The sequence below is a fragment of the Thermoflavimicrobium daqui genome, assembly GCF_003313465.1.
Taxonomy (GTDB): Bacteria; Bacillota; Bacilli; order Thermoactinomycetales; family Thermoactinomycetaceae; genus Thermoflavimicrobium; species Thermoflavimicrobium daqui.
Window position 1 is genome coordinate 549,329 of sequence record NZ_KZ845663.1, and the last position, 26,028, is coordinate 575,356.

A 26,028-nucleotide genomic window follows, 5' to 3' on the forward strand; every position below is an offset into this window, starting at 1 on the left:
GAAAACCACTATATACACAAAACTTTATCTACAAACTGAAATCTCCCTTCAGCAGGGAGGTTTCTAATGATTTCTCTTTTTTCTTTACTTCAATACAAATGCTTGTCCATGTTTCTTTAAAGCAATTTGATCTGCTTGATCTCCAGCTACTTGGATAAGCCGTTCCATTGGTTCAAGGACAGGTTCATACGATAAGACAAATGTGTCCCAATGAATAGGAACCAACCACTTAGCTCCAGTATCTAAAAACATTTTCCAGGCCTGCTCAGGTGTACAATGGGCCCATTGAAATGATTCAGGTGTATAGGCGCCTATCGGCATAAAGGTGATATCAATATCTCCTTCTTCTCTAAGTTGACTAAACTTTGGTGTATAAGCAGTATCTCCTGGAAAAAAAAGTCGTACACCTTTACGTTCGATTAAGTATCCTGTATAACTAAAGCTTCGGTTCCATGGATAGCGATGACCCCAATGTCGAACGGGAACTCCCTTTATTTTTACTTGTTCGTCAACTTCAAAAGTATTTTCATCTGCCATCTCAAGTATTTGCCCAAAAGGCATTTTTCGGAGCAAACGTGCAGTTCCTTTTGGGATAATCACCTTTGTTTCTGGTCGTGCTAGTTTCCGAAGTGTGGGAATATCAAAATGATCCATATGTGCATGTGAAAGTAAGATTAAATCGATTTTTCCAATCTCCTCAAGCGATACTGCTGGATCAATATGTCGTTTGGGACCGATAATCCATCGATCCCCAGACCCAATTCGAATTCCTACTCGCTTTGCAAATACAGGATCTGTTAAAATTGTATAGCCATAAATATTCATTAAAACTGTTGAATGCCCTACCCAACCGACAGTTACTTCATCGTTTTTCCATTCTTTTGGGGTCATCTTTACTTCTAACTCTTTAAAAGAAGGTCTTGGTCTTTTTAGAACCCAGTAAAGATAATAAGCAATTCCTAACAGCAGAGCTATCAGTATAACCCCTATAATGATCACAATTGTACTCATGTTCAAGTTATAATCTCAATGCCCCTTTAAAATAGAATTTATATCAATAAGCGAAAACACAAACAAATCAAATCAATCAAAACATAGCATATTTCTTTTTGGAAATCCATTCTTTCATTTATAGAATGTTGAAGGGTTTTTAAATAATAAATTCAGTATACTTTTATAGTATCGGCATGATGAATGGAAGTTATTCCTTACTCTATCATCCAAGAAAAGGTGATGTATTAAAATGGAATATATTTTTTTAGGTACAGGAGCTGGAATCCCTTCAACTACACGCAATGTTTCCTCAGCTGCTTTAGTCCTACCTGAATATCAAGGTGAGACTTGGCTTTTTGATTGTGGAGAAGCAACACAACACCAGATTCTCACGACATCAATTACATTAAGCAAAATACGACGTATCTTTATTACTCATCTTCATGGAGATCATATATTTGGACTCCCAGGAGTCTTAGGAAGTCGCTCTTTTCAAGGGGCAGAAACTCCTTTGACTATTTATGGACCAAAGGGGATTCTATCTTTTATTGAGATTACATTAAAAACTAGTCAGACTTATCTACGCTATCCACTCGAGATTATCGAAATTGAAGACGGTATGGAGATCAAAGTACCACATTTTCGGATTAAGGTTGCCCTACTTGAACATGGCATTCCGTCTTTTGGATATCGGATCGTGGAGGAAGAAAAGCCGGGCTCCTTACAAGTAGATAAACTTAAGGCTTTAGGAATTTCACCAGGTCCCATCTACCAAAAAATTAAAGCTGGTGAATTAATCACTCTGAACAATGGTACCCAAATCCATGGTGCAGACTTTCTAAATCCCCCTAAAAAAGGAAAAAAGATCACAGTCCTTGGTGATACAAGACCAACAGCTAGCTTAAATATGTTAGTGCAAGAAGCGGACTTACTTATTCATGAATCTACTTTCCGCAAAGGGATGGAAGAAAAAGCTAAAAAACATTTTCATTCTACGAATATCCATGCAGCACAATTGGCTAAAGATGCGAAGGTCAAAAATCTGATCCTGACTCATTTCAGTGCACGCTTTCTGGAAGAAGAATGTAATGAACTCTTATCTGAAGCACGGGAAATATTCCCCCAAACTTGGCTTGCTTATGATGGCTTTTGTTTTACGATCAAGTAGAAATCATGATCTAGCCATAGTTATGTTACTATGGCTAGATCTGATTACATCATGGAAGTAGTTTCTTCTCTTCTATTTTCTGTAGTTGAGCGATAAAAAACAGCTAGTATAACAAAACCTCCCAAAATGGTAGAAATCAAATAGAATAAGGAACCTCCCCCAAAATATTGAATCAAAAGGCCACCCATATAAGGACCCAGCATGCTTCCTAAACTAAAATGGATAGAAGCCATTGAATTGGCTTTCGGTAAAGCATGAGCTGGTAATAGATCAGCTAAATAAGAAAGCCCTAACGTAAACAAAGATCCGACAAAACCACCAATTAATAAGAATAAAGCAAGAAGTGCATACACTTGATTTCCGAGTAGTGGAATGAGTGCCATACCGACCGATCCAATGATACAAGCTAAAATCAAAACTTTTTTTCTATCCCAACGATCACTTAAAATTCCAAGAGGAACTTGTAACAAGAGGGCACCATACACAAATGCTGAAATTAAAATGGAAACCCATTCCTTGGAGATTCCTTCACGCAGTCCATAAATTGGGAAGCTTACCGCCATCCCCGCTTCAAGTAGTCCGTACATCATTGCAGGGCATAATGCAATCAAACCAAGTCGATAGATCCACATCATACTGATATTTGTCTCATTCTCTTGACATGATTGCAATCCCCCTCCCAAATCGAGTCGATAAATCAAGAAAATAGCGATTCCCATGACTATACCAACCACTAAGAAAGGGACAGCATTTCCCCACTTTAATAAATGAATCCCTTGTGGACCTAATCCAAATCCAACACCATACATTAAACCATATAAGGAAATCCGCTTCCCACGTTCGGCAGCAGGAGCTGCAAATGTAATCCAGAGCTGTGTAGAATAATGTAGGAGGCTATCTCCCATACCGACCACAAAACGTAAAAGCGCCCAAATCCAGATATTAGAAAAAAAGGGAATAAATAAAATCGCGATAGTAGCCACTACCAATCCAATTAAAATACTTCTCTTATAACCTATTTTTCTTACAATCATGGGACAAAAAGGGGTAACAAAAATAATACCTAGATACAGTGCAGACGCACTTAATCCATTTACACTAGAAGGAACCCCTTTTACTTCTAATAAGGTGCTTAATAAAGGATTTAAAAGTCCTTGGGTAACTCCGGCCACAGCAATAATAAATACCAATATGCGAAATTTGTAGATGGACCATTGTTCCACCATGGGCTCCTCCTTTCGTTTGGTCATTTTTACACAATTATTGTAGCGAGAATCATACAGAAATGTGAAGCTTTTCCTGTCATTTTCCCGTATAAGAAGTTTCATAAAATATTATATAATAGAAAATAAATATATTCTCTTATTGGAGGGTTAGAATATGTATCATATGACTGTTTTTGATCTGGATGGAAAGGTATTATATGACGAAGTGCTTCATGCAAATACAGACCAAGAGGCAAAAAAAGTAGGATATGCTTGGTTAAGTGAACATAACCATGAAGATAAGCCTCATCGTATTTTTCATACAACAGGTCGGCTGGTTTCCTTCAAACCACATTCATTTCAGCTGCATCAAGCAAAAAGCTCATAGACAAAAGACCTTTCCAACATCTATTGCTTGGAAAGGTCTTCTCTTTGGAGATGAAATTTTTGCTGCCAATAAAGCAAAACCTTTTCTAGTAAATATAAATACTCTTTCATTTTCTTCTTTTTTAGCTCCGATTTACAAACAATGCTTGCAAAAGTTTTTTGAAGGGAAAGCGGTGGTAGGATGATAGATAATTGTAGTAGTTTCGATTTCGATATATTTAACATAGAACTAGCACTACCACTAGCTAACTGTTGAATTTTAATTCTCATATTTTTTTCATTTAAGAGCTTCCATAAAAAAATAGGATCAAGCTTTTCCGATCGTGGATGAATTCGGAGTCGAAACATCGTATCAGGAATTAGTAAATGATCTCGTGTTTCAAAAACATAGGCACACTTTCCTACTAATTCCTTAACATTTTTACGACATATAAGTAAGTCGCCAACTTGGACAGTGAGTGTTTCTCTTGCATCGATTTGAGATGGTAGTGTTTTATTTTCTTCTTCTTTATAGAAGCCTTGTGAAATTGCACTAAGTTTTAATACTCCCCAACCATTCTTAGGAGTTGGTTGATCTATACATACTGGGCTCCATCCCCCAACAATCGACGAAACGCCACTTCCCAACTCATTCATTTCCCAATTTTTCGTATTCTGGACAGGATCATCAAATAGTCCGTAAAAAATAGACTGTATCCATTCATCCACCATAGCAATCGCTTGCTTTTGTTTCTGAATTAGTAACTCTAGTTGACCTAATATCTTACTTATTTTCCTTTGTCTTTCTATATCAGGCAATGGAATTAACAAATTCTCTATAAACTCTCTCTGAATATGCCGAACGGTAGCCCCTTTGCATCGACTTTTTATCAAAGGAGATTGACTCTGTAAGTATCTAGCAATATAATCTGTACAGATTAGGGTATCGTTTTTGGGTTTCAAAACAGCTAGTGTACTACCAATTACTCCAGATAATCCAGTATAAATATCTCCTGCATTTACCCCATCCCATACCAAAATGATATCCTTATGATCTACAGTTACAGCATCTCCAATAACAGATATATACTTCGGCTTAATTCGATTCTTTAAGTCCCTACATTGCAGATAGCGGTACACCTTCGGCTGATATTCATCACTTGATGCTAACAGGGAACTCCCTTTTTCTTGTCTATGTAGAATGCCTTCTTGCTCGTAAGCAACCGTCATCTTTTTGCCTTTTTGAATATCAAAAATATCTTTAACTTTGATCCACTGAGTCTTCATGCATGAATGCCTCCAACTCATCAATTCCTTCGAAAATCTCTTGCTCCAGTTGTCTAAGCTGTTTAAGAATGAGTTCAGGACTCTCATATTTAATTTTTGGATAATTGATTTCTTTATACTGATAAATACTTAAGTCATACTGATTTTGGCGAATTTCATCGATAGATACAAAAAAAGATTGTGCAGTTCGTTGATTTCCTTTTTCTGCTTCTAAATTTTCGAATCGACTTATAATATCAGGTATATTATTTTGTTCGTGCAAATTTTCATCGAGTTTTATCCTCTTATCATCTAATGAAAAACCATCCGCCTTCATTTCATAAAACCAAACATCATTCGTTCCACCTTTGTTTGTCTTCGTAAAAATGAGCACAGCTGTTGATATACTAGCATATGGTTTAAAAACTCCGGCAGGAAGGGAAATAATCGCTTCAACTTTCTGATGTTCAACTAACTCTTTCCTTATACGAATATGTGCTTTACTCCTACCAAACAACACTCCTTCCGGAACAATGATAGCACAACGCCCTCCTTGTTTTAATAAACGTAATATCAGTGCCAAAAATAGTAACTCCGTTTTTAATGGTTTATTCTTGCTCGCTCCAAGTAATTGCACTAAATCAGGTGATACATACTCTTGATCAATCGAACCTTTGAAAGGCGGATTAGCTAATATTAGTGTGAACTGGTCTTGTTGGGAATAATTTTTAGAAATCGCATCATGATAGAGAATATTCGGACTATGAAATCCATGTAGTATCATGTTCATAGTGCTAATACGTAGCATCGTCATATCAATATCTAAACCATAAAACATCGTTTGGTAAAAATGTTTACATAAGTTATTTTTTTCTCTATCTGTAAAAATTTCTGGATAGTGCTTTCGGATATACTGTGATGTCAATACCAGAAAACCCGCAGTCCCTACAGAGGGATCCATAATTCGATCACTAGGAGCGGGCTTCATCATTTTAATGATCATTTCAATAATATGACGTGGAGTACGAAATTGACCATTCTGCTTTGCTATTTGTAATTTTGAGAGTAGGTATTCATATAAATCTCCTAAAAAATCATCATATCTTATAGGTAAATAATCAAATAATTGATCAATCCCCTCTACCACTCGTTTTAAAAGAATAGGAGTCGGAATGAGAAACACCGCATTTTCCAAATATCTAGTTATATTCGATTCTTTTTGAGTTAACTGTTTAATAAACGGAAAAACATGTTCTTTTACTACTTGATACATAGTATCTGCAGACAAATTTTTAAATCGACTCCATCTCAACTGCTGCTTTTCATTAAAAATTGATTGATATATAATTCCTCTCGTTTTCCTATTCTCTTCCTGTTCTCTTTCTAGATCATCCAGTTTTTTCATAAATAGAAGATATGTCAACTGCTCGATAATGGTAAGGGGATTTGTAATACCCCCTGTCCAAAAATACCTCCATATTTCATCTACTTTCCTCTTAATTTCTCCCTTAATCACTGATATTCACCTCAGGAACTTCTCTAGATCATATCTTTATGAGACAGGGACACAAAAAAATGCTTGATGTTATTGACTACACAGTGATCTTCTTCCCCATTTATTCTTTCATTAATCAAAGCAACAATTTCTTTTTGTATTTTCATCTCTGGGACAGGTATAACCATTTCCTTTAAATCATTAGCTCGTAATTGGGGTAATGTATCTCCGGTTTTCCATATCGCAAAAGTTTGGTGTACCCATCTTGTTTTAAAGTAGTAGGCCAAATATTCACTAGAAAGTGTGGTTTGGTCAGGTGTAAGAACCCACATATTTGAGTTTGCAATCGATCCATTCCATTCTTTAGTGATAAGAGCTGACCGTCCTAGTGTTCCTCCTATTCGTAGCACTAGGATATCCCCTGTTTGGAGTACTCTTCCTTTGGAATCATAAACTATATTTTCTGGAACATAAACCGGCTCTTGAGCGATTAAATGGATCGTTTCATCCGAAAGATTACTTGGTCTAATATAAGGAATTCCTTTGTTGCTTAAGTCATTTCGTCCAACAGGTACACTCATTCCCACTTTTACAAGCTCTTTTAAAGGAACTTGTATACACTTCCACTCGACCGATATATCTTCAGCTAAATAGTGAGCCACATCAAGTCGACCGGATAGCTCTTCATATGCTAAGACTTTAATCAATGACCTCTTATCCTGTTTCTTTTCTCTAATCAGCAACTTTTGCTCAAATACCTCTTCTACTACAGCTGATAGTGACTTTCTTTTCTGATAACAAGCTAGGAGTTGTTGATAAAGCTCTTTTGCTTTCTTTTCTTGTAATAGAGAAAGTGATAAAAATGGGAGATTATAATCCTTGATTTGTTTAAGCTTTAAGCTGGCGATCGTACCGGTTGCCAGTTTTCCTAATTCATTGAGTACTTTTGGATGTCGTAATAAAAAGTAAATTAGTTCGGCACAAAATTCTTTCGGCCGAAGCACAGCAAACCCACTACTTACAATACAACCATCCAATTGCTCTGGAATAATCGCTACTGCTCCTCTTTCGGGTCTAACCAATGACAAAATAATATCATCTTTTCTAGCGAATAAGCGAGCCCTTGCTGGTAGATCGTTTGGATCTACCAGCTTTGTTGACTCAATCATTCCCATATCCACATTAACGGAGCTTAATTCTACATATTGATATTTGTGACCTTTAAGTAGATCCTTGGAGGGAAGGCTTTCAGTATTGATATCCACTAGATCAGATAGTAATATGGTTCGATGCTCGTTTTGTTCTTGATCAAATACTAAAGAACTGACTGTCCAATCATCTTTTTTGAGTATCTGTTCATAAGAAATGATATGAACCAAGTTCACCCGACTTTCTCCCCTTTACGCCACTTTGCAAAAAGATCGACTACTACCGTAAAATCTTCTAAGCTCTTTGGCTCTGCTAAAAAAACTTCTTTTCCTATTTCAGTATGATCTAATTTCTTTTTTAGGACAAGTAAGCTTGTTTTTACAGCAGTATAGGGTCGAAGAGTATGAGGAGGTAGACTAAAAATTCCTTCAATGATCGTTTCTTTTCGTATATAGTCTCTTGTCGTAACTGGATTCTTAAAAAGCAATCCTTCTGTAAGAAGTGTCAAAATCATTCCACCTGGTTTAGCTAGTTGAATGGCTTGCTCTAAAAGAAGTTCACTTAAGTCAACACGGCGACGCCTTCCATATTCTGTTACTGCAAATTCATTATAATTAAGTGCGTCAGAACGAATTCGCTGTCCGAGTGGTGGATTAAGCAATATGAGGTCATAATTTTCCGTCGATTTATACTCCAATGAATTCATCTGGTAAATGGTAACTCGATCATAAAGACCCGTGACTATAAATAGAATTTGCGCTAACTCTGCTGCTTTGTGGTTTACTTCTATCGCTTCACAGATCGTTGGCTTTATCACTTGTAAACAACGAAAAAGATTAAATCCAGAGCCTAACGACAAATCCAACATACGCCCTTGATCAAACACCACTTGAATAGTTTGCTGAAAAAGCTCACTTAAAGCAGGTGTAGTAATCACTTCACCAATTTGCATTTTAGGATGTAGAACCTTTTCTACTAACTGAATCAGAACAAATCCTAGATTATAATGGGTTGGAATAATATGCTCCGTCTTCCGAACCAAGGATTCTATTTCAGTTGAAGTAAACCCTTTTAATGCGAGTAGTAAGTTCTGATCAATTAAATGATACGTATTCATCGTTTCTTCCAGAAGTTGAATATAAACTTTAGGTGATTGAATTGATGACCATCCTTCTAAATTTCCCTTTTGTTTTAGATCATGTCGTAAGAGCATATTATATGCTAGTAGTGCTAGTGTATTTTCGCTATCGAGTACACCACGAAACGTATGATAGCATCGCCAATAAATTCGCTGAATTTGCGTAATATCAGTAATATATTGACTACACGAATAAACTGTATTAGGGGGAGAAACAGGTAATAAATTTTGGTCATACCATACTTCTCGTTCTCTCGTAATCAGCAAAGCATAAGGGACATCTAAGCTTCTAGCTGCACCTTGTAGATAAACTGGAGCATGAACAGGAGGATCTTCATATATATCTACAACAACTTGCGGAATCAAATTTCCCTTTCCATCAATCACATATGCAACAAGATCAATCGTTTGTTTTTTACCACTTCTTAATACATCTTCTTTAATAATAGGATAACCCAAGCTCCTTAGACGAGAAATAATTTGTCTCTTTCGCTCATCTACTCCCGACCATTTAACATTCCGATTCAATTAACTAGCCACTTCCTTTTTCCCTTCTTGCTTTGGTTTAAAGGACATTAATTTTTTCAAATATAAGTTCTCTTTTTCGCTCTCCTTCCCTGATTGATAAGTTGCTTTCGAAATAGGTGTAACTTCTAAGATTCCTCTACATTTTACACCTGGCATTGTAGAAGCAATTAACATCACTTCATATATATCTAAATTCGCGTTTGTTTTCAAGTAGCGTGCAACACTTACATCTTTTCTTTTTCCTACGTGACCATATCGACAAACTACTTTCCAATATTTCATTTTCAACATGACCACACCTTCCATTTATTTATTGTAAAAAATATAGGCGTGTTTTATGTGTACTAATCTTACAATATTTCAATCTTATATGTCAATGACAATATAAATAAATTTCAGAAATATATGAGTATGTTTATCCAATTTACTACTATTGTTATTTTATATCGATCTCCTTATATACTAGAATTATGTAAAGTAATCTCCTTTAAAAAACAAAAAACCGATCATCGTTCGGTTTAAAAAACATGAACCCATTTGTTAAGGGGTGATGGTGTGAAAATTAGTATTTATATCATGGCAGTTACTTGTTTTATAGTAGGAACTGTAGAATTAGTTATAGGAGGAATACTGAATCTAATTGCAGCAGATTTAGGGGTTTCCATTAGTGAAGCAGGCAAATTGATCACAGTCTATTCACTTGCTTTTGCTCTGTCAGGTCCTGTGATGCTGACTATGACATTCAGATATGAACGCAAAAAGCTGTACCTTTACTCGCTGTTTGTCTTCTTGATTGGGAATTTATTATCTGCATTTAGCCCTAATTATTCTGTTTTAATGTTATCCCGAATTCTACTCGCGTTAAGCAGTTCATTATTGATCACATTATCGATTACGATTGTTACAAAGCTAGCGGCGCCTTCGATTTACGGAAGAGCAATTGGAGTTATTTCTATGGGAATTAGCGGTTCACTCGTTTTGGGTGTTCCTCTTGGGATCATCATTAGTCAAACTTTTGGATGGAGATATATTTTTCTAATCATTTCTCTACTAACTATTATTTCCATCATTAGTATATTCTTATTACTACCTAAAATATCATCTGATTCAGTTTTACCTCTAAAGAAGCAGTTAGCCACATTAAAAAACAGTAAAATATTAAGTGCACATTTGATTATCATTTTAATCTTAGCAGGTCATCTTACCTTATATGCGTACCTAGCACCTTTTTTACAGGCATCCCTACACCTCAGTAGCGATTGGATTAGCTTATACTTTTTCATATTTGGTATTTCAGCCATATTAGGTGGAGGTATAGGTGGTTGGGTCACTGATAAGTGGGGATCATCAAAGACGATTTTCATGATCATTACCCTGTTTATCATCGCGCTAGCTCTTCTACCCATCACGATATCATCTCTCCCTGTTTTTATCATGAATCTAGTTATATGGAGTTTATTAAGTTGGGCAATTACCCCAGCACAACAGATATACTTAATAGAGAGCGCGCCCGAAGGTTCAGATATTCAAATAGGGTTTAATAACTCGGCATGCCATATCGGTATTGCCATCGGATCTTATATAGGCGGAGTGGTTATCAAACAATCTTCTGTATTGTTCAATCCTTGGATAGGTGCATTAATATCCCTGCTTTCTTTAGGATGTGCTATCTATTCTCATACTAGACCTAATATTCAGAAATAAGGCAGATAAATACAAATTAATCCAAAACCTCAATCACTCCTAGAATAGGGCAAATCGTACATTCCCAATATTTATAACAAGCTTATTTTAAAAGGCTCTTACCATGTGGTTAGCATATCCACTAGAGTAAGAAGCCCTAACTTTCCAAGAAGTCTCCATCTCTTTGTATTCACGTAGGTGCTAACGTAGTCTATTGAATTAATTTTTTAACATACTTTTCCAAGAAGTCTCCCGCTTCTATAAGCGGTGAGATGAATGACGCGTCAGACGAGGGAGGGAGTTTTTTTGTCCCTCTCGCAAGTCTGACCATTTTTTCGTTTTTCAGAATCGTTTGTTGCCTATTTATTTCACAGCATTAGGTGATAAAATGGCTGATATCAGACATGTCCTGTCTGCAAGAAGAGAAAAAAGGTCTCTTCTAGAAACTACCGTTGTTCCTGTGGGTATCAAGAACATCGAGACACACATGGAGCGATTCAGCATCTCGATGTTTCCACGAAACAAACGTATCTACGGATTGCTTAGCGAGAAGTAGTAGATGGTCTGTTCCGACCCTGGTACATCCTTTTTGTACCTGTTGCTTACTTAGGAATCCAGATGACTTTCCGATCACTTCGATACGTGAGAGCTTCTTGATTCTGATGGTAAGAAACTCCCACTTCTTAGCGTTAGCGTAAGTGGGAGAGGCTCATTAGATTAAATATACGCTAATCATCTTAATAGCCGCAAACCATTCAATATCACCAGTAAAGTACTTCCTTCATGCCCAATTACCCCAAATGGAAGTGTCATTTCTTGCAGGAAGTTAGCAAGAATCAATGAGCAAATAACCAATAAAGCAAAAACCATATTCTGTTTCACAATTCGCTGTGTTCGTTTTCCTAAGCGAATGGCTTGAGGTATTTTACTTAACTCATCGTTCATCAATACCAGATCTGCCGTTTCCAAAGCAACATCACTTCCAGCTCCGCCCATCGCTACACCTACATTGGCTGTAGCTAGTGCTGGGGCATCATTTACACCATCACCAATCATCGCTACTTTTCCATAATGTTGTCGTAATTCTTTAACTGCCTTCACTTTATCTTCCGGTAGGAGGTTACTATAAACTTGATCTATACCTGCTTCTTTCGCTATCGTTTTAGCAGTTACTTCTTGGTCTCCTGTTAACATCACTACTTTTAAGCCCATTTTCTTCAATTGTTGTACCATGGTATTAGCTTCATCACGCAAAGTATCTCTTAGAGCGACCACACCTACAATTTGTCCTGCCCTTTCGGCTAGGATGGTTGTTTTCCCTTCCATCTCTAATCCTTGAACAAGTTCTTGTATTTCATTTGTAATTTGGACAAACATCTTCGGTTTCCCCACTCGCCATCGTTGACCTAGATATTCTGCCTCAACCCCTAAACCTGTGATTGCTTGTAAATGTGCGGGTCGGCTTAAACGGATCCCTTCAGTTTGAGCCTTTTGCACAATGGCTTTGGCAATGGGATGCTCAGATAATGATTCAATCGATGCTAAAGCCGTAAGTAATTCGTGTGAATCCATTCCTTGTGCAGGGATAAAGTCGGTTACAACCGGCTTTCCTTTCGTTAATGTGCCTGTTTTATCAAAAGCAATTACTTTTACATCTGATAACAGTTCTAGTTGTCGCCCGCTTTTAAATAAAATTCCTTTCCTAGCACCACTGGAGATCGCTGAAAGAACGGCTGGCATAATGGAAGCAACTAATGCACAAGGAGAGGCAACTACCAAAAACACCATTGCTCGATAGACCGTTTCAGACCAACTCCAGTCCAACAAATAGTGCGGCAAAAAGAGTAACAATACAGTGATACTTAAAATGGCTTTCGCATAAACCTTTTCGATTCGCTCTATTCTCGTTTGTGATGCTGGAACTTCATTTCTCGCTTGTTCTATATGTCGAATGATCTTTGCAAATACACTATCTTCTCCAGCACGAGTTACCTTCACAATTAGTGATCCAGAACCATTCATTGTTCCTGCATATACTTCATCGCCTAATTCCTTTTCGGCTGGCATCGATTCTCCTGTAATCATCGCCTGCTCAACTGACGAAAAACCTTCTTGTACAATTCCATCAGCAGCAATTCGCTCACCTGGACGAATAATTAGTAAGTCTCCTTCTTGTAACTGTTCAATCTTAACTTCTCGCTCTACTCCGTTTTCATCAACCACTCTTGCTGTTTCTGGTTTCATCTTCATAAGTTTGGATAGATCACGCTCACTCTTCGCTTCTGTATAACTTTCCAACGCTCCACTTAAGGAAAAAATAAAAATGAGCACAGCTCCTTCTAACCAATAACCAATCGCCGCAGCGCCAATCGCCGCAATAATCATCAATAAATTGACATCAATCTCTTTTTCTTGTACCAACGTTTCAATGCCTTCTTTAGCTTTGACAAATCCACCCATCACGAAGGCAAGGAGATAAAGGATAATCGATGTTTTTGGCATGGTAGGCATGAGGAAATAAGCGATAAGCACAATCAGACCTGACCCTAATGCTGCTATCATCTCACTATGTCGTTTAAGTTTTTCAAATCGAATGGTGTTACTTGATTGCTGATCTGTTTTAAGTGGTTTTAGATTCTTTTCCAATGGATAAAGGGTATTCATACTTTCACCAGCCTTTAATGAAAATAATTATTATTTTTAAATGACCCAAAGACACTACATGCGACTCGATCTGGAGTCGCATCATGTTGAGAATGATTATTATTATTCTCTTTTTATTATCATTATTAACTTAGAATCATTATAAATTAAAAATAAGTACACTGTAAATGGTTTAGATACAAAAAATTCCCCTTCATACAGCTTCATTTTTCATTCTGCATGAAGGGGAAATTTTATAAATCATTAACGAATATCGTATGATATTTTCCTTCCAATTTCACTTTCTTATTACATAGGGCATGCGTAGATGCAGGGGATTCTTGGGTAATCTCTTCTAATAAAAATTATCCATTAATTAAAATAATGGACTCGTATCTGGATTATTAATTTCAACATCTACTAGCTTTTTATTCTCTGGATCGAAATGAAAAATCACCTGATATTTACTAGCTTGATATAAGTATGAGTACATATGCGAACTTACATCTCGTTGTGGTTTACCAAGCACTGCTTTCATCTGTTTAATAGTGATCCCTTTATAACGCGGATCATAAGATTGAATATTGTAAATCTCCTTTGAGCCTCTATCAAAAGAAAGAATTACGTTAGGCTTTTTATATACATATTGATTATCTAGGGATATTGGATCTGGATTACCATATCGCTTAATAGCTTCTTCAATACGATCGTCCAAAGACAGATTACTATTAATCACTTTTCCTTGTTTTGCTTTCTTCATTATATTACTAAGGACTGCCGATTTCTCATTTTTTTCTTTGTTAACTTTTTTTTCTTTTTCCTTCTCTTTTTCAACTTTATTATTTGTATCATTATTAACATCTTGCTCTTTTTCTTGATTAACTGTACTTTGCCCTTTTTCTTGATTAATTGTTGCTTGCTTACTCTCCGTTTCTTTCTTCTGTGTTACAACCGCTTCTGTTTTTTCTATACCATTCGTTGAAGAATTACATGCAGCTAGCAAAAATAGACTTATCATAATTACAAATGAATACAGTAAAAGTTCCTTCTTATTCAAACTATTCGCCATCCTAACCCTAATATATTTTTTGCAATAATATTATATATAAACACCCAAAGCGATGTAAAATGAACACTTTTCAAAATAACAGAAGATAATTCTTGATAAATTGTAATATTGTCATTCAATATAAAATATGCACCTTCTGATTTTGAAATGAAGGTGCATATCGTTCATTATTGATCCAGCTGCTGACGAAGCTCTGTTAACTCTGTAATCGGTGCTTTACACGTATAGTTCTCACACAGATAAACAACAGGCCGATCTGCAATTTGGGTTTCTTTCCCATCTACCAATGGCAACCATAATTTCATCGTATTAGCACCCAATTCCTTCGGATAAAGAGCTAAAACTGCTTCGGGTAAATATCTTTTATGGACTTCTTTGATCATAGACTTCGTTTCTACACTTGTTGGTGATCCAGCAATCACAATCTCCTTAGTCGGTCCTAACGCAAACTGCATCGCAATCAAGAAGAAAGAATAGGATATGGGAGAGCTTTTTACTGTTTGGGCAAAAACTTTCATCTGTTTATCTGCTTCTTTAATTAGCTTTTCATCTGAAGTTAGTTTACCTAGACGGATAAGATTATAAGCTGCTACGGAATTTCCTGATGGAAGTGCTCCATCATACAATTCTTTCGAGCGTGAAATCAATGATTCTCCATCTTGGCCACTGAAGAAAAAGCCACCTGCGTCTGGATCACCAAATAGTTTCAGCATTTCCTTGGTCAGTTGAATCGATTGCTCTAAAAATTCCGTTTGGAATGTAGCTTCATACAGCTCCATTAACCCCCAAGTCAAAAAAGCATAGTCATCAAGATAAGCAAGGTATTTGGCCTCTCCATCTCGAAAGCTCACCAACAACCTTCCATCTTCTCTTTTTAAATACTTGACGATAAAGCGATAAGCTCTTTCAGCAGCTTCTGCATAACTTACCTCATTTAACACACGTGCCCCACGTGCGAGAGCAGCAATCATTAGCCCATTCCAGCTTGTCAGGATCTTATCATCTTTATGGGGATGAACGCGTTTTTTTCGTACTGTAAATAATTTTTGCTTTGCTTGTGTAAGCAGTTCTTGTAACTCCTCTACAGAAATACCTTCCTGCTGCGCAACTTCACTTGCTTGAAACTTAATCTGATTGAGAATACTGGTATGATGTTCAAAATTCCCTTCTGGAGTTACATCATAACAAGTACAAAATAATTCTCCTTCTCTCTCCCCTAGGACTTCCTTAATCTGCTCAGGTGTCCAGACATAGAACTTTCCTTCTTCTCCCTCTGAATCAGCATCTTCAGCAGAATAAAATCCACCTTCTGGTGAAGTCATATCACGTAAAACATAAGTGAAGATTTCCTTCGCCACATCAGCATACTTCTTCTCACCTGTCGCTTGGAATGCTTCTAAATATGCAATGGACAGGAGCGCATTATCATATAGCATCTTTTCGAAGTGAGGGACTAACCATTCACGATCCACGGAGTATCGAGCAAATCCATACCCAAGATGATCATAAATCCCGCCACGATACATCGCATCCAACGTTTCTGTTACCATATGCAACGCTTCCTCTTCTTGCTCTTGTTTCCAATAACGCAATAAAAAGAGCAGATCATGTGGGCGAGGAAACTTAGGTTCATCACCAAATCCACCATGTAAATCATCAAACTGTCGAGCAAATAGCTCAAAAGCATGATCCAAAATCCCTTTATCAAAGTCCGTCTCTTGATCTGCTGGATCTAGGTAAGTTTGAATCTGTTCCACCACTTTATCGCTCATGCGATTCGCTTGATCCCGCTCTGTTCTCCATAAATCTGCAATTTTAGGTAACAATTCCATTAAACCCAAGCGCCCGTACATAGCCCGCTTAGGAAAATATGTTCCTGCAAAAAACGGTTTTTGTTCTGGCGACATAATGATAGTTAGTGGCCAACCCCCATGTCCTGTCATCATCTGACAAACCATCATATAAAGCTGATCAATATCCGGTCTCTCTTCCCGATCAACCTTAATGGAAACAAAATGTTTATTTAAAAGATCGGCTACTTCTGGGTCTTCAAAGCTCTCTCTTTCCATGACATGACACCAATGGCAAGTACTATAGCCGATTGATAGAAAAATAGGTTTATCTTCCTGCTTTGCTTTTTCAAAAGCTTCCTCTGACCAGGGAAACCAGTCAACTGGATTATATTGATGTTGAAGCAAATAGGGTGACTTCTCTTTGGCTAATCGATTAGGCTTATTATTCGTTGACATGGGGCATCACCTCCTGTTTTTTTTGGAGATTTTTGTTATTGACAAATCAGGTTTAGTATACCCTATCAACCAGAAAAAACCTACGTAATAAGAATAGGTCATTTACGGCTTAATCTTTCAATTCTGTTAGCTCAAACCTCATATGATATGGGAAAACCATTTGTCTAAAAAACGAAAAAACATATACATTTAGAGCCCCATTGACCTTTAACTTTAGACCTTCGTTTTAACAGTTTTTATCAATACATTCATCCCGGATGATTTTGATCTTTCAACAATTATGTTATCATTTAGCTTATAAGAGGAGAACTGAAAATGATATAAATTTATATAATTTTAGTTTAATTGATAATATTACTCATATAATATTATTTAAGGCATAGACATTATAAAATTTTATTTTAAATCCATATCGTTATTTACATCAATCTAATAAAAACCTCAACAATTTATCAACTTTTTAAGAGACAAAATTAGTAATTATATATTATAATAATTAGTATTAATTACTCACCTTTTGACAGGAAGGAGTTAACTAATGATGATTAAGCTTACTATGCTCTTTCGACAGCATGAAGAAACAAAAGATATCAATAAGTATGTTGATTTCTTACACACAGATATTATTCCAAATATTCTTAATCTAAATAAAGTATCTCATGTTGAACTATGTCACTATGTTCCATTCTCTTTTGTTCCTGATAAAAATCTTGATGACCAAAAATACATTTTACAATTGGATATTTACTATGAGAACCAAGAAGCTTTTCAACACTCGGTTGCTTCATTTAATAGTGCTAAACTGGTAGAAGAGATTATTAAGGCATCTGAATATCAAGACATTTATATTTCTTACATAACTCACTATACCAAAGAAACATATAAATAATTTTCCGACGGATTTATGTTTATTTTCTTCTACAAAAAAACCACCAGATTTTTTTATGGTGGTTTTTCACGATATTCCTTCTATAATTATCTATCTATTTAAAATCATTCATTTATAATGTGAAACATTGGATTGACCCATCTTCATTTTAAGTTGCCAATTTACTATACTCCTTAATTTCTAACAAATAATCCCATTTCCTACAAAATACGAATATAAATTATTTTTATAAGAGGATACAATTTTATTATATAAATAGTATAATTGAAATAGAATAATTTTATTATATAGAGGTGAATAGTGAATGGACCAAAACTACATAGCTGTAGTTGGAATCGGCTGTCATTATCCAGGAGCCAGCGATCTTAAAGAATTATGGGAAAATCTACTCGCTCGTCGACGACAATTTCGTGAAATGCCAAATGAACGCTTACCACTAGCAGAATATTATCATAATAATCCAGATACACCAGATAAAACATATGGTCGACATGCAGCTGTAATTGATGGATTTGAATTTGATTGGGTTAAAAGAAGGATTCCAAAAAGTACATATGAATCTTCAGATATTGTTCATTGGTTAGCTTTAGAGGTTGCTACACAAGCCATTATAGACGCGGGCTACTCTCGAGAAAACATTCCCAAAGATAAAACAGGAGTCATATTAGGAAATACATTAACAGGTGAATTTATGCGTTCAAATACGATGAGACTACGTTGGCCATATGTTCGCAAAACTTTACGTGCTGCTGGAATTGCCCAAGGTCTATCCAGTGAAACGCTCTCTAAACTAGAAAAATATATGGAAGGAATATATAAATCTGTTTTCCCACCTGTTACAGAAGATACTTTAGCAGGTAGTTTATCCAATACAGTCGCAGGGCGAATTTGTAATTTTTATGATCTACATGGTGGAGGATATGTAGTAGATGGTGCTTGCTCCTCTTCTCTGATTGCTGTAGCCACAGCTGCAGACAAATTAGCCAAAGGAGAGCTTGATCTAGCTTTGGCAGGAGGAGTAGATATTAGTTTAGATCCTATGGAGATCATTGGTTTTGCTAAAGCTGGGGCTCTAACTAACAAAGATATGAATGTCTATGATCGAAATTCAAGTGGTTTTATTCCCGGTGAAGGTTGTGGCTTTGTCATCCTCAAACGTTTGGAAGATGCCAAAAGGGATGGAGATTATGTATATGCCGTAATCCGAGGATGGGGTATTTCCTCTGATGGAAAAGGTGGAATCACAGCACCTAAAACCGAGGGACAAGCACTTGCTTTACGTCGGGCATATGAGATGGTGGACTATTCTCCACACGAACTTGATTTTATCGAAGGACATGGAACTGGAACTGTTGTTGGTGATCGAACAGAGCTTGAAGCCATTTCTTTAGCAAGAAATTCATTTGGTGATGCAGAGTTACGTTCATGTGGCGTAACCTCATTTAAATCGATCGTAGGACATACAAAAGCTGCTGCAGGAATAGGTGGGCTGATTAAAGCGGTACTATCTGTCAACCAGCGTATCTTACTCCCCACTGCTGCATGTAAAGAGCCGAATGAGATTTTTTATACCCAAGCAAAAGATATCTATCCGATCTTACAAGGAGAAGTTCGAGCTCCTGATCAAGTCATGCGTGCAGGTATTTCAGCAATGGGCTTTGGAGGTATTAACTGTCATGTAACGATAGAGTCTGCTGATTTACCCAAGCAAGAATTAAAGTCATCAATTGAAGAAAGAGCGTTACTCGCCTCTAATCAAGATACCGAATTAATTGTGTTTGCGGCAAATACCAAAGAAGATTTACTTACCCAAGTGGAAGAGGTTTACAAAATGGCTTCAGGGATGAGTATTGCCGAGATCACCGACCTCGCTTACCATCTAACCCATCAAGTCAAATCAAAGGACAAGGTAAGAGCTGCTGTTATAACGGATCATCCTGACCGCTTAACAGACCAATTACATTATTTAACAAAAAAATTGGCGAACGATTTCCCAAGTAAAGGAGAAGTCTTTGTCAATATGGAAAAGCAATGTTGGATTAGTAATCAGGTCAGTAAACATCAAGTGGGTTTTTTATTTCCAGGTCAAGGTTCACAAAAAGTGAATATGGCTCGCACTTTGTTAGAAAGATTCCCTTGGGCAAGAGAAATCGCAGAAAAAGTATGGGATGTATTACCACATGGTAATCAGGTTATGTTTCGTTCTCTTGATAAAGCAATCAACCAAGATGAAATAAAAGATTGGGAGAAACAATTAAGTCAAACGGAAATTGCCCAGCCTACCATTTGTTTATCATCTGTTTTATGGACTCTATTTTTAAAGCGGTTAGGTATTCAACCAGTAGTCACCGCAGGACATAGCTTAGGTGAATTAACAGCTCTTTTTGCAGCGGGAGCCTATGATGAAGAAACATTATTTAAACTAGCAGCACTCCGAGGACAGATTATGTCTTCTTCAAGCGATGAGGCTGGATCCATGGCTAGCCTTTCGTGTAACCAAGAAGAAGCCGAAAATATCTTAGCGAATATTTCCGGCTATGCTGTGATAGCGAATTTAAATAGCCCTAAGCAAACAGTTATTTCAGGTGAGAAAGAAGCAATCTCTGAAGCCGTTAAGTTAGCAAAGAATCGTCAAATTCAAGCGATCAACTTACCTGTATCCAATGCTTTCCATTCGGAACTGGTAAAGAAAGCTTCGGATATTTTACGACAGCAGGCACCCCTTCCAATGGAAACAATCAACTTAACTGTTCCTTTCATTTCAGGAATTGACGGAAAAGTTGTCCAAAATTTTTCAGATTTAAAGGAATATCTCGCAAATCAAGTCACTCAACAGGTTGATTTTATTTCCCTTACTTCCACTATCCAAAAACAATGTGATTTGTTAGTAGAAGTGGGACCAGGTCGTGTCTTAACTGGGTTAGTTAATAGTCATTCTGAAGGAGAACTACCTTGTTTTCCAATCGAATCAAAACCAGGATCCAGTCGTGATTTACATCTATTCCTAGCTACTTATTTTATATATGGTGGACAGATCCATTGGGATGTACTATACGAAAATCGCTTAGTTCGTCCATTTGTTCCTGCAAGAGAGAAAAATTTTATTGTTAACCCATGTGAAAATCCTATATCCATGACTGATTCAAATAAAGTTGACCATTTTACTGATTTAACTAGCCTTCTTCCACAGGCATCCGATCTACCTGCTGAATTAGTCGCAAATTATCTGAAACAAAGAGGCGAATTTATACTTGATGTGATTCGAGCCGATTTAAAAAATACGACTTCTGTACCATCTGTCCCTGTTGTCAAACAATCTATTATACCAGAAAATCAGATAGAACCATCTTCGCGATCAATTGATCAATCTATTGGGACATTGGAGCAAACCGTTATTCGATTAGCAGCTGAACTAACTGGATTTCCTACCGACTCCATTCAGCTTACTCATCGATTGTTGGATGATTTAAACTTAGATTCGATTAAGTCAGCAGAACTAGTCTCTTCGCTGGCACAGTCCTTTCAAGTGGCTGATCAACTCGATCCAAGCGGATTTACGAATGCTACATTGAAAGATATCATCCATGAGATTGAAGCATTGCTTCCAGATCAAGCAACACTAGAGCCTAAGAAAATCCATCATGATATCTCACATGTACTTATCCAGCACGTCGAGAAAATTACAGGCTATCCACGTAACTCGATTCATATGGATTTGCGATTGTTAGATGATTTAAATTTAGATTCGATTAAATCGACCGAATTTGTTGCAAGTGTTGCCAAAGAGCTAAACATAACTGATCAAATTGATCCTAGCCAATTTGCAAATGCTACTTTACATGATGTACAACTGTACTTTGAAAGCTTAGTTCCACAAACCGATCGTCAACAAACAGTTGCAGAATCGTTAATAAGTAAGACAATCCAATTAACCGGCTTTCCTCGTGAATCAATTAGTATGAATTTACGCTTGTTAGATGATCTAAACTTAGATTCGATCAAATCAGCAGAGCTAGTAAGTCAAGTAGCAAAGGAATATGAATTAGAAAAAAACATTGATCCAAGCTTATTTGCCAATGCCACTTTAGGCGACATTGAGAAAAGTCTAACCGAATGGACCACTGCTGTACCCAAAAAACCCAAGCCCTTGCATTCAAAACTCACAAAGAGCCCTACTCAAACTTGGGTACGGAATTTTGCGGTCAATTATATAGAAGATCAAAGTATTCATACAGAAAATATATCTTTTCCTAATTCATCTTATTTCTTAATCGTAGCAGAAAATACAGAGGATTCCCTCGTCCAAATGTTGGAAGGGGAGTTGAATCAGCTTCAAATCTCAAGTCATACCACGACATTTGCTATGTTAAAAGAAAAACAGCATCTGAAAAAAGAAGCATTTAGCCATATAATAGTGATCTTACCCAAATCGGATCTCAGCGATGACATAACGAATATGGTAGAACGTCTACAAAGTGTCATTGAACCCGTAAAAGATCATGGCTATCAAGCTTCTATCACCTATATTCAGTATGCGGGTGGTACCTTTGGAAATGACAGCGATTCATTCCAGTTATCCTCTTGTGGAGCACACGCTTTTGCAGCAAGTCTTCATATGGAACGTCCACATGCCAAAATTCGTGTTATTGATCTAAGTCCAAAGTTACAGGCTGAAGAGATTGTAACAAACGTGTTAGCGGAAATCTCCGCTGAAGATTCTTTTATCTCTGTCGGATATGATCAATATAAAGTGAGACGTGTTCCACAGGCAGTCGTACAGCAACCGAGTCAATATCCACGGCGTTCGATTGAATGGTCAGAAGAAGACGTCATTTTAGTTACAGGTGGAGCTAAAGGAATTACGGCTGAATGTGCTCTAGCTGTAGCCAAATCAGCGAATACGAAAATGGCTTTGGTTGGAAGCTCTCGTATAGAGGATAGTTTAGAGATTCAGCAGACAATGGAGCGCTTTTATCAGGCAGGAATAACTTGCCAATATTACCAATGTGATATAACCAATCGCAGCCATGTCGAAGAATTGGTTAATTCGGTTCAAACAGATCTAGGTCAAATTACTGGCGTGATTCATGGAGCAGGCCTTGTTCGTTCAAGACGAGCTGAACAGACTTCACTCCAATCCTTCCTAGAGGAAATTGGTCCCAAAGTATTTGGAGCTATGCATCTTGGTGAAGTATTAAAAAATCAACCACCTAAATTATGGATAGGCTTTACTTCCTTGACAGGTATTACCGGAATGTCAGGAAATACTTCTTATGGATTTTCTAATGAAGTATTACAGCTCTTTTTACAACGATTTGAAAAGGCACATCCAGAGACCCAAGTATGCTCGATTGCTTATAGTGTATGGGATGAAGTAGGTATGGGAACCCGCTCTGATAGCATTCGCTTTTTAGAGAAAAAAGGAATCTATGCTATACCTCTTGATGAAGGTGTGAAACGGTTTGTTCATATATTCCATCATGATCCTCAAGCAAAGCAAGTAGTGATTGCGGCTAAATTAGATCGTGTTGATACTTGGCATCCACGTCCTGTAAAACGGGAAAAGGAGTTCCGATTTGTTGAGGATATTATCTACGATTATCCTGAAGTTGAACTGATAACTCGTGTTCACTTAAGTTTGGATAAAGATCCTTATGTGGAAGAGCATCAATTTAATGGATCATATTTGTTTCCAGCTGTATTTGGTCTTGAAGCTATGGCTCAAGCAGTTTCTTATGTCACAGGCATACAAGATTTTAGTCGTGTTCGTGTGGAGGACATTCAATTCAAACTACCAATTGTTGTCGATCCTCAGAAAGGACGAAGACTAGAGATTCGCGCAGAAGTGTTAGAGGATAAACGGGTAGTGGCGGAAATACGGACAGAACAAACTGGCTTTTCTCAAGTTCATTTTTCAGCAACATATGTATTTCCATCAGAAACCGATGTTCACGAGAAAAGCATCGTTTTCCCTGAACAACCTTTAGCTTTTACGCCAAAAGATGACTTTTATAAACCATTGATGTTCCAAGGACCTTCCTATCACCGTTTGGAACAGGTATACAAGGTTTCACACGATCCAATCGAACATACAGGTAGTTGCCTATTTGCGGCACATAGTCATTCCATCGATGAATATTTACTAGGTGATCCATATTATCATGATGCCATTATGCAATCAGCTCGTGTTATCACGCCGCAGGATGAATGCTTACCTGTCGAAATCGCTTCGTTTGAAAAATTTGGGCTATATCCTTATTTATCTGGATCTTGGAAAGGTGTAACTCGTCTCAAAGAACGAAATGGCTTTTACTATACCTATACCATTGAAATATTGGACGAAGAAAACCGTGTTATTCAAAGTTTAACTGATTTTAAAGTTCGTATTATGGAAAACAAGCCGGAGCTTCCAACTGCTGAGGAGCTATTTTCTTCCGCTTCTGTGGATGAACGAATGTTAACCCAAGCATTGCAGACATACTCTGATCAGTTTCAGTTGGCTCCTCCTGTTATCACAGTGGCTCACTTTTCTCAGATCCATCAACAGAAGAAAGAACAACGCCATGCACGCGTGCTTCCATTATTCCAACGAGCACTAACCAAAGCAAATACGACTCATGAAGACTATTCATTAGCATGGGATGAAACAGGGAAACCATCCATATTAAAGCATGGTAAGCAAATTTCTGACCTTCAAGTCTCTTTCTCGCATGATGATGAGATCACCATTTGTACAATAGGTAGTAATAAACAAGGTTGCGATATCCTTCCTATTGAAAATCATCGTAGTGAAGAAGATTGGATCAACTTATTAACATCAAAGTACCAACCCTTACTCCAATCATTGAGAGAATCCGGAGATTCTGTAGTCGAAGCAGGAAGCCGAATCTGGTCTTGTCTAGAAGCTGCAAAAAAAGCTAGTGGGAAACAAATAGAGGAAATAATATTGAGAGAAGTTATCGGTCAAGCTGTCTTATTTGAAGTGATAAGCCAAAAAATATCATATTTAGTTATTACATTCCCTATTCAGCTATCGAAACCACTTCCAAGAATGCTAGCTATCGTGGCCTCTTCTCACTCTCTCGAATCATCTGAAGATCTGCTATATGGTAGATTCGATGCTGAACATGGATTTGTCTATCGCTTCCCCTTAACTTTTAAAGACACACCAACACTAAGTAGACATGTGAATCTCTCAAGTTATTCAGCTTGGATGGGGAAAGTTAGAGAGCTATCATTAACCAACATTCTAGAGAGCGTAGCTGAACAGTTTGCTACAGGAAAATGGGGAATGGTTACCAACTTTGTTCAGACAGAAATAACGGGTGAAGCAGCATCTCACGATATCATCGAAGTACATTTGCAAATCGAGCAAATTCAAAAAGATAGCTATATAGAAATTGTATACTACTGGTATAAAGTAAAGGATAATCATACTTTAGAGCTTATTGCCACTAGCCGCCAAGGTTTAACTTGGGTAGAAATCATCGGACACGGTTTAGTAAAAGTAAGTCCATTTCCCGCCTATTTCAAGCAGTTTTTAGAAGAAAAACTAGTAGTGATGAGTAGTAGAGAGAAGCTCCTCAATCAAAACAAGATATTATCTACAGAGCTGTTAGGAAAAGAGTTATTTTCAGTCAAAACCGGACCACTCAATCGCCTAATACTACAAAAAAATACCTTTATAACTTCATTAGAAGAATCCAATTTAGTTGGTAACATCTATTTTTCCAATTATACGATCTGGCAAGGAAAAGTTCGTGATCAATTTTTCTACCAACTTGCTCCAGAGTTATTTCAAGGCACTGGTGAACAAGGTGAATGGATTGCGCTTAACACACATATTCAACATCTTCGCGAAGCCATGCCTTTTGACACTATTGAAGTGGAGATGTCTCTTGCCAAACGATATGAATATGGAGTGAAGCTATTCTTTGAATATTACAAGCTAGCTTCGGATGGTCAAAAACAGAAGTTAGCTTTTGGAGAGCAAGATATCGTCTGGATCAAGAGAGATGAAAACGGAAAGCCACACTCTTCGTCGCTACCCGATGTATTTGATCAAGCATTCATGAATGTCACAAATCAGGTACACAGTTAAAGTTATATCAAAGGGCTTAGGAGCAACCTAAGCCCTTTGATATATAAAAATAGAGCTGCTCGCCTCATCAAGAGGTTCACAGCCCT

At 37.1% G+C, this 26,028-nt stretch carries 15 protein-coding genes and 1 pseudogene; 6 read left to right on the plus strand and 10 right to left on the minus strand.

What is annotated here, in order from left to right; genetic code table 11:
* Nucleotides 1-84: 84 nt before the first annotated feature.
* On the minus strand, nucleotides 85-1,011 hold the full coding sequence (locus DL897_RS02590; RefSeq protein WP_113657554.1) for an MBL fold metallo-hydrolase: 927 nt from the start codon (nucleotides 1,009-1,011) through the stop codon (nucleotides 85-87).
* 232 nt (nucleotides 1,012-1,243) lie between these two features.
* Here DL897_RS02590 and rnz point away from each other — a divergent pair, with 232 nt between their 5' ends.
* Entirely contained in the window at nucleotides 1,244-2,161 is a 918-nt protein-coding gene (gene rnz / locus DL897_RS02595; RefSeq protein WP_113657555.1) for a ribonuclease Z, read from the plus strand.
* 44 nt (nucleotides 2,162-2,205) lie between these two features.
* Here rnz and DL897_RS02600 read toward each other — a convergent pair whose 3' ends face one another.
* Nucleotides 2,206-3,384: an MFS transporter gene (locus tag DL897_RS02600; RefSeq protein ID WP_206186471.1), complete on the minus strand. Its 1,179-nt coding sequence runs from the start codon at nucleotides 3,382-3,384 to the stop codon at nucleotides 2,206-2,208.
* 157 nt (nucleotides 3,385-3,541) lie between these two features.
* On the opposite strand from DL897_RS02600, the gene DL897_RS02605 reads away from it, so the two are divergent.
* Nucleotides 3,542-3,754, plus strand: a complete 213-nt coding sequence (locus DL897_RS02605; RefSeq protein WP_113657557.1) for a YhzD family protein — start codon at nucleotides 3,542-3,544, stop codon at nucleotides 3,752-3,754.
* Between the two features lie 20 nt (nucleotides 3,755-3,774).
* On the opposite strand, the gene DL897_RS02610 is transcribed toward DL897_RS02605, so the two are convergent.
* From DL897_RS02610 to DL897_RS02630, 5 genes are read right to left on the minus strand one after another with little or no spacing between them, the layout of a single operon-like run.
* Nucleotides 3,775-5,019, minus strand: coding sequence for a restriction endonuclease subunit S (locus DL897_RS02610; RefSeq protein WP_168188610.1), 1,245 nt, complete (start codon nucleotides 5,017-5,019; stop codon nucleotides 3,775-3,777).
* Entirely contained in the window at nucleotides 4,994-6,514 is a 1,521-nt protein-coding gene (locus tag DL897_RS02615; RefSeq protein ID WP_113657559.1) for a class I SAM-dependent DNA methyltransferase, read from the minus strand. The genes DL897_RS02610 and DL897_RS02615 overlap by 26 nt, the downstream gene beginning before the upstream one ends.
* Before the next feature lie 23 nt (nucleotides 6,515-6,537).
* Nucleotides 6,538-7,878 carry a restriction endonuclease subunit S gene (locus DL897_RS02620; protein ID WP_113657560.1) on the minus strand — a complete coding sequence of 447 codons (1,341 nt, stop codon included), beginning with the start codon at nucleotides 7,876-7,878 and terminating at the stop codon, nucleotides 6,538-6,540.
* Nucleotides 7,875-9,308 carry a methyltransferase gene (locus DL897_RS02625; protein ID WP_113657561.1) on the minus strand — a complete coding sequence of 478 codons (1,434 nt, stop codon included), beginning with the start codon at nucleotides 9,306-9,308 and terminating at the stop codon, nucleotides 7,875-7,877. The genes DL897_RS02620 and DL897_RS02625 overlap by 4 nt, the downstream gene beginning before the upstream one ends.
* The gene (locus tag DL897_RS02630; protein ID WP_240627236.1) at nucleotides 9,309-9,599 is read right to left on the minus strand and encodes a hypothetical protein; all 291 of its coding nucleotides are present in this window, start codon (nucleotides 9,597-9,599) and stop codon (nucleotides 9,309-9,311) included.
* A gap of 285 nt (nucleotides 9,600-9,884) precedes the next feature.
* Between DL897_RS02630 and DL897_RS02635 the strand changes: the two genes are divergently transcribed.
* Both DL897_RS02635 and DL897_RS02640 read left to right on the plus strand, forming a co-directional pair.
* Nucleotides 9,885-11,012, plus strand: coding sequence for an MFS transporter (locus DL897_RS02635; RefSeq protein WP_113657730.1), 1,128 nt, complete (start codon nucleotides 9,885-9,887; stop codon nucleotides 11,010-11,012).
* 390 nt (nucleotides 11,013-11,402) lie between these two features.
* Nucleotides 11,403-11,537: pseudogene (locus DL897_RS02640) on the plus strand (RNA-guided endonuclease InsQ/TnpB family protein); the annotation flags it as partial.
* Between the two features lie 186 nt (nucleotides 11,538-11,723).
* Here DL897_RS02640 and DL897_RS02645 read toward each other — a convergent pair.
* The 3 genes from DL897_RS02645 to DL897_RS02655 all read right to left on the minus strand — a co-directional run bounded on the left by DL897_RS02645 (nucleotide 11,724) and on the right by DL897_RS02655 (nucleotide 16,952).
* Nucleotides 11,724-13,637: a heavy metal translocating P-type ATPase gene (locus tag DL897_RS02645; protein WP_420824105.1), complete on the minus strand. Its 1,914-nt coding sequence runs from the start codon at nucleotides 13,635-13,637 to the stop codon at nucleotides 11,724-11,726.
* Between the two features lie 373 nt (nucleotides 13,638-14,010).
* Nucleotides 14,011-14,691, minus strand: coding sequence for a DUF4309 domain-containing protein (locus DL897_RS02650; RefSeq protein ID WP_168188611.1), 681 nt, complete (start codon nucleotides 14,689-14,691; stop codon nucleotides 14,011-14,013).
* Between the two features lie 179 nt (nucleotides 14,692-14,870).
* Nucleotides 14,871-16,952: a thioredoxin domain-containing protein gene (locus tag DL897_RS02655; protein ID WP_113657564.1), complete on the minus strand. Its 2,082-nt coding sequence runs from the start codon at nucleotides 16,950-16,952 to the stop codon at nucleotides 14,871-14,873.
* A gap of 541 nt (nucleotides 16,953-17,493) precedes the next feature.
* Between DL897_RS02655 and DL897_RS02660 the strand changes: the two genes are divergently transcribed.
* Both DL897_RS02660 and DL897_RS02665 read left to right on the plus strand, forming a co-directional pair.
* Nucleotides 17,494-17,841, plus strand: coding sequence for a hypothetical protein (locus DL897_RS02660; RefSeq protein ID WP_145962183.1), 348 nt, complete (start codon nucleotides 17,494-17,496; stop codon nucleotides 17,839-17,841).
* A 304-nt stretch (nucleotides 17,842-18,145) separates the two neighbouring features.
* Nucleotides 18,146-25,942, plus strand: coding sequence for a type I polyketide synthase (locus DL897_RS02665; protein WP_113657566.1), 7,797 nt, complete (start codon nucleotides 18,146-18,148; stop codon nucleotides 25,940-25,942).
* Nucleotides 25,943-26,028: the final 86 nt, after the last annotated feature.

Coding starts and splice junctions, on each gene's coding strand:
- rnz (WP_113657555.1), top strand. CDS start 1,244: ATGGAATATATTTTTTTAGGTACAGGAGCTGGAATCCCTTCAACTACA.
- DL897_RS02635 (WP_113657730.1), top strand. CDS start 9,885: ATGGCAGTTACTTGTTTTATAGTAGGAACTGTAGAATTAGTTATAGGA.
- DL897_RS02605 (WP_113657557.1), top strand. CDS start 3,542: ATGTATCATATGACTGTTTTTGATCTGGATGGAAAGGTATTATATGAC.
- DL897_RS02590 (WP_113657554.1), bottom strand. CDS start 1,011: ATGAGTACAATTGTGATCATTATAGGGGTTATACTGATAGCTCTGCTG.
- DL897_RS02630 (WP_240627236.1), bottom strand. CDS start 9,599: ATGTTGAAAATGAAATATTGGAAAGTAGTTTGTCGATATGGTCACGTA.
- DL897_RS02665 (WP_113657566.1), top strand. CDS start 18,146: ATGGACCAAAACTACATAGCTGTAGTTGGAATCGGCTGTCATTATCCA.
- DL897_RS02610 (WP_168188610.1), bottom strand. CDS start 5,019: ATGAAGACTCAGTGGATCAAAGTTAAAGATATTTTTGATATTCAAAAA.
- DL897_RS02655 (WP_113657564.1), bottom strand. CDS start 16,952: ATGTCAACGAATAATAAGCCTAATCGATTAGCCAAAGAGAAGTCACCC.
- DL897_RS02660 (WP_145962183.1), top strand. CDS start 17,494: ATGATTAAGCTTACTATGCTCTTTCGACAGCATGAAGAAACAAAAGAT.